The sequence below is a fragment of the Streptomyces sp. NPDC056948 genome (assembly GCF_042674225.1).
In the GTDB taxonomy this organism is placed as follows: Bacteria; Actinomycetota; Actinomycetes; order Streptomycetales; family Streptomycetaceae; genus Streptomyces; species Streptomyces purpurascens.
Genome location: NZ_JBHUQX010000397.1, coordinates 1 through 8,795, shown reverse-complemented (window position 1 = coordinate 8,795; position 8,795 = coordinate 1). Strand labels below are relative to the sequence as shown.

The window sequence follows — 8,795 nt, the reverse complement described above, 5'->3', positions numbered from 1 at the left end:
GGCCGGGCCTCGTCGTGCCTTCGGCCGCTTCGCCGGCGGCGCCGGTTGTCAGTGGTGTTTGGTAAGAATGCAAGCGTGAGCAGCGAGAACGGACAGGCGGACGGCGGTGCGGAGGGTGCGCCGCCCGAGCAGCTCGCGCTCATCCGGGAGAGCGTGCGGAAGGCCAAGACGCCCCGGGCCAAGCCGCGGACCTGGCGGGGAGCCGCGCTCGCCAAGGAGCTGCCTGTGGCGCGCGTCCTCGTCGACAAGGGCGTGCTCCATCTCGACCGGTACTTCGACTATGCCGTGCCCGAGGAGCTGGACGCCGAGGCGCAGCCGGGCGTGCGGGTGCGCGTGCGGTTCGGGGCCGGGCGGCACCGGGTGCGGGACGGACGGCGCGAAGGCGGCGGGCTGATCGACGGGTTCCTCGTCGAGCGACGGGCCGAGTCCGAATACTCCGGGCCGCTGGCCGCCCTCGCCCAGGTCGTGTCGCCCGAGCGGGTGCTGAGCGAGGAACTGCTGGGACTGGCCCGGGCGGTCGCCGACCGGTACGCGGGCAGCCTCGCGGATGTCCTGCAACTCGCCGTGCCACCGCGTAACGCGCGCGCCGAACAGCGCGCTTCGCCCGACCCTCTGCCGCCGCCCCCGGCCCCCGAGGCGGGATCCTGGCAGCGGTACGAGCGGGGAGCGGCCTTCGTGGAGTCCCTGGCGTCCGGCGGTGCGCCACGGGCCGTGTGGAACGCGCTGCCGGGGCCGCAGTGGAGCGAGGAGCTGGCCCGGGCCGTCGCGGCGACACTGGCCTCCGGGCGGGGGGCGCTCGTCGTCCTGCCCGACGGACGGGACGTCGCGCGGGCCGACGCCGCACTGACCTCCCTGCTCGGGGAGGGGCGGCACGCGGTGCTCACCGCCGACGCGGGGCCCGAGAAGCGGTACGCGCAGTGGCTCGCGGTGCGGCGCGGTTCCGTACGGGCTGTGATCGGGACGCGGGCCGCGATGTTCGCGCCGGTTCAGGACCTCGGGCTCGTGGCCCTGTGGGACGACGGGGACGACAGCCACAGCGAGCAGCACGCTCCGCAGCCCCATGCGCGGGAGGTGCTCCTGCTGCGGGCGGCCCAGGACAAGTGCGCCTTCCTGCTGGGCAGCTGGGGCTGCACGGTGGAAGCCGCACAGCTCGTCGAGAGCGGGTGGGCCCGGCCGCTCGTCGCCGGACGGGAGCAGGTCCGGGGAGCCGCTCCGCTCGTGCGCACCGTGGGGGACGGGGACCTCGCCCGGGACGAGGCCGCCCGCGCCGCCCGGCTGCCGACCCTCGCCTGGCAGGCCGTCAGGGAGGGCTTGCGGCACGGTCCGGTGCTGGTGCAGGTGCCCCGGCGGGGATATGTGCCGCGCATGGCGTGTGCCAACTGCCGGGCGCCCGCGCGCTGCCGGCAGTGCTCCGGGCCGCTGGAGACGCGGGACGGCGGTGCCCTGTGCTGCGGATGGTGCGGCCGCGAGGAGAGCGGCTGGCACTGTCCGGAGTGCGGCGCCTTCCGGCTGCGCGCCTCGGTGGTGGGCGCGCGGCGGACCGCCGAGGAACTCGGGCGCGCCTTCCCCGCGGTTCCGGTGCGGACCTCGGGGCGTGAACACGTGCTCGACACGGTCCCGGGGGCGCCCGCGCTGGTGGTGAGCACGCCGGGGGCCGAGCCGGTCGCCGAGGGCGGGTACGCGGCGGCGCTGCTGCTGGACGGGTGGGCCATGCTCGGGCGGCCCGATCTGAGGGCCGGGGAGGACGCCCTGCGGCGGTGGATCGCGGCCGGGGCACTCGTCCGGCCGCAGTCGGCCGGAGGCACGGTGGTGGTCGTCGCCGAGCCGACGCTGCGGCCTGTCCAGGCGCTCGTACGGTGGGATCCCGTCGGTCACGCGGTGCGGGAACTCGCCGAGCGCGCCGAGCTGGGGTTTCCGCCCGTGTCGCGGATGGCGGCCGTGTCGGGGCCGGCGGAGGCGGTGGCCGAGTTTCTCGGTACGGCCGAACTGCCGCCGGAGGCCGAGGTGCTGGGGCCGGTGCCGTTGCCCGTCCCCGCCGCCGGGCGACCGCGCCGGGCGGGGGCGCCGCCGCCCGGGGAGCAGTGGGAGCGCGCGTTGCTGCGGGTGCCGCCCGGGAAGGGGGCCGCGCTGGCCGCCGCGCTCAAGGCCGCGCAGGCCGCGCGGATGGCTCGGGGGAGCGGGAGCGGGACCGGCGTCTGGGTGCGGATCGATCCGGCTGACATCGGATGAGCCGTGGAGCGGGTGAGCTGCCGCGGAAGGTCCGGCGGGGCGTCGCCCGGATGCGCGGCTGCCCTCCCGAAGGCGTCCCGGGAGGGCAGGGCAAGGGCGGTTCAGCCGTTGCGCGGGCCGGGGAACGCCGTCGGCCGTGCCTCGTCGCGGAGTGCGGGGCTGCCTGCCGTCGGCTGCGTGGGCATGGAGCGGGCCGCGGGGACCGTCGGGACCGTGGGCAGGCCGGTGGGCATACTGACCGTGCGACTGCCCGTCGGCTCCGGTGCGCGCTCCGGCTCGGCCGTGGCCGCCTGGGCCGTGGTGGCGGCACGACGTGCGCCGTAACGGCGGTGCACCGCCTGTTTGGTGACCCCGAGCGCGGAGCCCACCGCGTCCCACGAGAAGCCGAGTGAGCGGTCGAAGTCCACGGCCGCCGTGACCAGGGTCTCGACACTGTCCCGCAGCTCCTGGGCGAGACGTACCGTCGGGGCGGGGGCGCGTCCGTAGACGACGAAGCCCGTGGAGGGGCCGGAGCGGCGCGGGCGGTAGACATTGCCCAACTGGGCGGTGAGGGTGCGCAGTGCGTCCACCTGCCGGCGGACCCGCTCGATGTCCCGCACCAGCAAGTGCAGGCTGGCCCGAGCCTGGGCGTCGTGGGTTGCGTGGTCGGCCATGAACAAGCCTCTCGAACCGGCGTTGAAAGGAATGGGCCGTGATCACGGCCCGTTGTGGTCAACTCTGTCTTGACCAACGCGGATTCGCTCCGCGGGTCACGGTGTGGGGGCGTAGGGGCATATGCGTGCGCCTGTTTGCGCGGGGTGTGCGCCTCGGTCTTCGGCCTTCGGCCCGGTGCGGATCGCCGTCGGCGGCTTTCCCGGACGTCGGTCATAGACTGGTGTGCTGCCCGCCGTTCATCCCCGCCCGAGAGGCCCCCACCACCCCATGAAGCTCGTCTTCGCCGGTACACCCGAGGTCGCCGTTCCCGCTCTGGACGCTCTTCTCGCCTCCGGGCGGCACGAGGTGGCCGCTGTCGTCACGCGGCCCGACGCGCCGGCCGGGCGGGGGCGCAGGCTGGTCGCGTCGCCCGTCGCCGAGCGGGCGGAGGAGGCCGGGATCGAGGTGCTGAAGCCCGCGAAGCCGAAGGACCCGGAGTTCCTGGAGCGGCTGCGGGAGATCGCGCCGGACTGCTGTCCCGTCGTCGCTTACGGGGCGCTGCTGCCGCGCGTCGCCCTCGACGTCCCCTCCCACGGCTGGGTCAATCTGCACTTCTCCCTGCTGCCGGCCTGGCGCGGGGCCGCGCCCGTGCAGCACGCCATCATGGCCGGCGACGAGATCACCGGGGCTTCCACGTTCCTGATCGAGGAGGGGCTCGACTCGGGGCCGGTGTACGGGACGGTGACCGAGGAGATCCGGGCCACCGACACCAGCGGGGACCTGCTGACGCGGCTCGCCTTCGCCGGTGCCGGGCTGCTCGCGGCGACCATGGACGGGATCGAGGACGGCACGCTGAAGGCCGTACCGCAGCCGGCCGACGGCATCAGCCAGGCCCCGAAGGTCAACGTCGAGGACGCCCACCTCGACTGGGCCGCTCCCGCGCTGCGCGTCGACCGGATGGTGCGGGGCTGCACCCCGGCTCCCGGCGCCTGGACCACGTTCCGCGGTGAGCGGCTCAAGCTCATCCAGGTCACCCCCGTGCCCGACCGTGCGGACCTCGCCCCGGGGCAGATCTCCGCGGGGAAGAACAACGTGTACGTCGGCACCGGTTCGTACGGCGTCGAGCTGCTGTGGGTGCAGGCCCAGGGCAAGAAGCCGATGAGGGCCGCGGACTGGGCGCGCGGCGTGCGGATCGCCGACGGGGAGCGGCTCGGGGGCTGATGCCCCTGCTCCCGGCGGCGTAGGCTGGACGGCGCACTTCTTCTCATACCCGGAGCACCTTTTTCGTGAGCGAACAGCCCCGTCGGCCCCGCACGTCCGGCAAGCCCTACCGTCGGCCCAAGAAGGACCCCGTCCGCATCCTCGCCTTCGAGGCGCTGAGGGCCGTGGACGAGCGGGACGCCTACGCCAACCTCGTCCTGCCGCCTTTGTTGCGCAAAGCGCGGGAGAACGAGGGACCCGAGAAGTTCGACGCGCGGGACGCGGCGCTCGCCACCGAGCTGGTGTACGGGACGCTGCGGTGGCAAGGGACGTACGACGCGGTCATCGCGACCTGCGTGGACCGGCCGCTCGGGGACGTCGACCCGCCGGTGCTGGACGTGCTGAGCCTCGGTGCGCACCAGTTGCTCGGGACGCGGATCCCGACCCACGCGGCCGTGTCCGCCACCGTCGAGCTCGCGCGCGTCGTGCTCGGCGACGGGCGGGCCAAGTTCGTCAACGCCGTGCTGCGGAAGATCGCGCAGGACGATCTGGACGGCTGGCTCGAGCGGGTCGCGCCGCCCTACGCCGAGGATCCCGAGGACAACCTCGCCATCGTCCACTCGCATCCGCGGTGGGTCGTATCCGCGCTGTGGGATTCCCTCGGCGGTGGGCGCGCCGGCATCGAGGAGTTGCTGCGCGCGGACAACGAGCGGCCCGAGGTGACCCTGGTGGCGCGGCCCGGGCGGGCCACCGCCGAGGAACTGCTCGGTGAGGACGCCGCGGTGCCGGGGCGCTGGTCGCCGTATGCCGTGCGGCTGACCGAGGGCGGCGAGCCGGGCGCCATCGAGGCCGTACGGGACGGGCGCGCGGGCGTGCAGGACGAGGGCAGCCAGCTCGTCGCGATCGCCCTCGCCAACGCGCCGTTGGACGGGCCCGACCGGCGGTGGCTGGACGGGTGCGCGGGGCCCGGCGGCAAGGCCGCGCTGCTCGGCGCCCTCGCCGCCCAGCGGGGCGCGCTGCTGCTCGCCTCCGAGAAGCAGCCGCACCGGGCCGGGCTCGTGGCCAACGCGCTGGACGGCAACCCGGGGCCGTATCAGGTGATCACCGCTGACGGGACCCGTCCGGCGTGGCGGCCCGGCAGCTTCGACCGGGTGCTGGTCGATGTGCCGTGCACCGGCCTGGGTGCCCTGCGGCGCCGCCCCGAGGCACGCTGGCGGCGCCGGCCCGACGACCTGGAGGGGTTCGCGCCGTTGCAGCGCGGGCTGCTGCGCACCGCCCTGGAGTCGGTGCGGGTCGGCGGCGTAGTGGGCTACGCGACGTGCTCGCCGCACCTCGCCGAGACCCGGGCCGTGGTCGCCGACGTGCTCAAGCAGATCCCGGACACCGACCTCGTCGACGCGCGGCCGCTGCTGCCCGGCGTACCGGATCTGGGCGACGGACCCGACGTCCAGCTGTGGCCGCATCTGCACGGGACCGACGCCATGTACCTGGCACTCATTCGTCGGACCGGCTGACCCCCGCTCCGACGCTCTCCTGGTGCGCCGCACCGCCGTCCTCCCTGGCGAGCCGGTGCGGCCACCACACCTTCGGTCCCACGTCCAGGAACAGCGACGTCACCAGGACCGAGCGCACGATGAACGTGTCGATGAGGACACCGAGGGCGACCGCGAAGCCGATCTCGGCGAAGGCGACCATCGGGAGGGTGCCGAGGGCGGCGAACGTGCCGGCCAGCACCAGGCCCGCGGAGGTGATGACCGCGCCGGTGGCGGCGAGCCCCGTGACCACGCCCTGTCCGGTGCCCTTGAGGGCCGCCTCCTCGCGGATGCGGGTGGTGAGGAAGATGTTGTAGTCGATGCCCAGGGCGACCAGGAAGACGAAGACGAACAAGGGGAAGTCGGTCGCCTCGCCCGCGTAGTCGAAGATGTGGCGGAAGGCCAGCGCACTGAGGCCCAGGGCCGCCGTGAAGGACAGGATCACCGTCCCGACCAGCAGCAGCGGGGCGATCAGGGACCGCAGCAGCGCGCACAGGATCAGCAGGACGACGGCCAGGACCAGCGGGATGATCACGATGTTGTCGCGGGTCGTCGCCTTGTCCATGTCGATGAGCCCGGCCGTCCCGCCGCCCACCTGGGCGTCCGCGTCCGGCACCGCGTGCACCGCGTCCCGCACCCTTTCGACGGTCTGCTTGGCCGCCTCGCTGTCCGCCGGATCGGTCAGGGTCGCCTCGAACAGCACCTTGCCCTCGTACACGGGTTTCGTGCCCGGGGGCAGGCCGAGGGAGGTCGGCACGACGCCCTCGGTCCCGGCGACCGCGCGGCCCACCTGCCGGGCCTGCGCCTGGTCGGAGACGATGACGAGCGGGCTGCCGCTGCCGGCGGGGAAGTACCGCTCGGCGACCTCCTGGCCGACGATCGAGTCCGGCTTGCCCGTGAAGGCGTCCGCATTGCTGATGCCCTCCGCGCGAAGCTGGATGAGGCCGAGCGAGCAGACCGCGAGGACGAGAGCCGTCACCGCCCAGACCGTGCGCGGACGGCGGGCGATACCGCGGCCGGTGCGGGCCCAGATACCGCGCCCGCTGGGGTCGGCCGAGCCCAGGTGCGGGATCACCGGCCAGAAGATCCAGCGGCCGAAGATCACCAGTAGGGCCGGGAACAGGGTCATCATCGCCAGGAGGGCGACCGCCACACCGATCGCGGCGACCGGGCCCAGGCCGCTGGTGGAGTTCATCTCCGCGACCAGCAGCACCAGCATGCTCAGCACGACCGTCGCACCGGAGGCGAGCACGGCGGGTCCCGCCCGGTGCAGGGCGCGCGCCATCGCCTCGTGCCGGTCCTCGTGGCGGCGCAGTTCCTCCCGGTAGCGCGCCACGAGCAGCAGCGCGTAGTCCGTCCCCGCGCCGAACACGAGCACCGTGAGGATGCCGGCGCTCTGCCCGTTGACCGTCAGGCCGGCGTATTCGGCGAGGAAATAGATCAGCGCCTGAGCGGTGAAGAGCGCGGCGATCACGGCGAGCAGCGGGACCAGCAGCAGGGTGGGGCTGCGGTAGGTGATCAGCAGCATGACGATGACGACGCCCATGGCCGACACCAGCAGCGTCGAGTCGATGCCCTCGAAGGCCTTGGAGAAGTCCGCTGACGTGCCGCCCGGCCCGGTGATGTGCACGGCGAGGCCGCCGTGACTGTCGCCGGTGATGTCCCGCATGGAGTCGACGGCGGGCGCGAGCTCCTCCCAGCCCTTCTCGTCCATCGTGATCGGTACGAGGATCTCCGCCGCCCGGGGATCGGCCGGCCGGTCGTAGACGGGCCCCCGGGTCTCCGCGCCCCGGACGCCGTGGTCGCGCAGCCGCCTCAGCTCTGCCGCGTCCTCGGTGATCTGCGCGCGGTCCTGTGCGGTGAGCCCGCTGTCCCGGGCGTAGACGACGACCGCGGGGATCTGCTCGGGACGGAAGTCCTTCGACAGCTCCAGGACCTGGGTGGACTCGGCGGACCCCGGCAGCCAGGACGCAGCGTCGTTGTCCTGGGCGTCGGTGAGCTTCATCGCGAACGGCGCCGTCACGAACAGCACGACCAGCCACAACACCAGCACCAGCCACTTGGCCCGCCGCCCGCAGACCAGATGCCCGATGCCCCGGTTGCTCGTCATCCTGACCTCCGCACCCATGCCCTGAAGGGGCCAGTCCCTGGACCCCCACCGCTCGAACCCGGCGCAGCGAATAGGGTGAGGCCATGGCCGCGCAGATCAACCCCAGCATCCTGTCCGCCGACTTCGCTCGCCTCGCGGACGAGGCAAAGGCGGTGGAGGGAGCCGACTGGCTCCACGTCGACGTCATGGACAACCATTTCGTCCCGAACCTCACGCTCGGGGTGCCGGTCGTAGAGTCGCTCGCCCGTGCGACGGACACTCCGCTGGACTGCCATCTGATGATCGAGGCCCCCGATCGATGGGCGCCCCAGTACGTGGAAGCGGGGGCCGGTTCCGTCACCTTCCATGTCGAGGCGGCCGCCGCTCCGGTCCGGCTGGCCCGGGAGATCCGTGCCAAGGGCGCCCGCGCCTCCATGGCGCTGAAGCCCGCGACCCCCATCGAGCCGTACGAGGACCTGCTCCCCGAGCTCGACATGCTCCTGATCATGACGGTCGAACCGGGCTTCGGGGGACAGGCCTTTCTCGACATCATGCTTCCGAAGATTCGCCGCACCCGCGAGTTGATCAGCAAGCACGGTCTGGAGCTCTGGCTCCAGGTCGACGGCGGAGTTTCGGCTTCCACCATCGAGCGGTGCGCCGACGCCGGAGCCGATGTCTTCGTGGCCGGATCGGCGGTCTACGGAGCAAAAGACCCGGCCCAGGCGGTACGTGCACTACGCACGCAGGCTGAGGCGACGACGGCCAAGGCATCCTGGGCCTGCGACCACTGAGCCACAGCAAAGTGAACGGCTCCGATCAGGGCTGATCAAGTGCGCCGGATCTGCAAGGATGAACGGCGAATCCAGAGTGTGAACAGCAGTGAGGAGATCGCCGTGTCGGGTATGTCGGCGGGCCGGTCAGCCATGCGGATGGGACCCGCTGAGCTGGTGCAGGCGGCGGCCATGGCCCGCCGCTTCTACCTCGAGGGCAAGTCCAAGATCCAGATTGCCGAGGAGTTCGGCGTCAGCCGCTTCAAGGTGGCCCGGGTCCTGGAAACCGCCCTCGAACGGGATCTCGTGCGTATCGAGATCCGTGTGCCTGCCGAGCTGGAC

6 protein-coding genes and 1 pseudogene are annotated in these 8,795 nt (G+C 73.2%); 5 read left to right on the top strand and 2 right to left on the bottom strand.

Going from position 1 to position 8,795, the window contains the following annotated elements; genetic code table 11:
- The first annotated feature begins 75 nt into the window (after positions 1-75).
- Positions 76-2,229 (top strand): primosomal protein N', encoded by a 2,154-nt coding sequence (locus ACFTZL_RS35805; protein ID WP_382591807.1) that lies wholly within the window; start codon positions 76-78, stop codon positions 2,227-2,229.
- Positions 2,230-2,330: 101 nt separating this feature from the next.
- On the opposite strand, the gene ACFTZL_RS35800 is transcribed toward ACFTZL_RS35805, so the two are convergent.
- Positions 2,331-2,882, bottom strand: coding sequence for a hypothetical protein (locus ACFTZL_RS35800; protein ID WP_382591804.1), 552 nt, complete (start codon positions 2,880-2,882; stop codon positions 2,331-2,333).
- Positions 2,883-3,150: 268 nt separating this feature from the next.
- Here ACFTZL_RS35800 and fmt point away from each other — a divergent pair, with 268 nt between their 5' ends.
- Together fmt and ACFTZL_RS35790 are read left to right on the top strand one after the other, a co-directional pair.
- The gene (fmt, locus tag ACFTZL_RS35795) at positions 3,151-4,083 is read left to right on the top strand and encodes a methionyl-tRNA formyltransferase (protein ID WP_382591801.1); all 933 of its coding nucleotides are present in this window, start codon (positions 3,151-3,153) and stop codon (positions 4,081-4,083) included.
- A gap of 65 nt (positions 4,084-4,148) precedes the next feature.
- Positions 4,149-5,576 carry an RsmB/NOP family class I SAM-dependent RNA methyltransferase gene (locus ACFTZL_RS35790; RefSeq protein WP_382591798.1) on the top strand — a complete coding sequence of 476 codons (1,428 nt, stop codon included), beginning with the start codon at positions 4,149-4,151 and terminating at the stop codon, positions 5,574-5,576.
- On the opposite strand, the gene ACFTZL_RS35785 is transcribed toward ACFTZL_RS35790, so the two are convergent.
- Positions 5,557-7,704, bottom strand: coding sequence for an MMPL family transporter (locus tag ACFTZL_RS35785; protein WP_382591795.1), 2,148 nt, complete (start codon positions 7,702-7,704; stop codon positions 5,557-5,559). The two genes, ACFTZL_RS35790 and ACFTZL_RS35785, sit on opposite strands and share 20 nt — an antisense overlap.
- Before the next feature lie 83 nt (positions 7,705-7,787).
- On the opposite strand from ACFTZL_RS35785, the gene rpe reads away from it, so the two are divergent.
- Together rpe and ACFTZL_RS35775 are read left to right on the top strand one after the other, a co-directional pair.
- A complete protein-coding gene (gene rpe, locus ACFTZL_RS35780) occupies positions 7,788-8,474 on the top strand; it encodes a ribulose-phosphate 3-epimerase (protein ID WP_382591793.1) in 687 nt (228 codons plus the stop codon).
- A 78-nt stretch (positions 8,475-8,552) separates the two neighbouring features.
- Positions 8,553-8,795, top strand: a pseudogene (locus ACFTZL_RS35775) (transcriptional regulator); the annotation flags it as partial.

What these genes read in the sequence shown, in the direction of transcription:
- ACFTZL_RS35800 (WP_382591804.1), bottom strand. Translation starts at nt 2,882, where the DNA reads ATGGCCGACCACGCAACCCACGACGCCCAGGCTCGGGCCAGCCTGCAC.
- fmt (WP_382591801.1), top strand. Translation starts at nt 3,151, where the DNA reads ATGAAGCTCGTCTTCGCCGGTACACCCGAGGTCGCCGTTCCCGCTCTG.
- ACFTZL_RS35785 (WP_382591795.1), bottom strand. Translation starts at nt 7,704, where the DNA reads ATGACGAGCAACCGGGGCATCGGGCATCTGGTCTGCGGGCGGCGGGCC.
- rpe (WP_382591793.1), top strand. Translation starts at nt 7,788, where the DNA reads ATGGCCGCGCAGATCAACCCCAGCATCCTGTCCGCCGACTTCGCTCGC.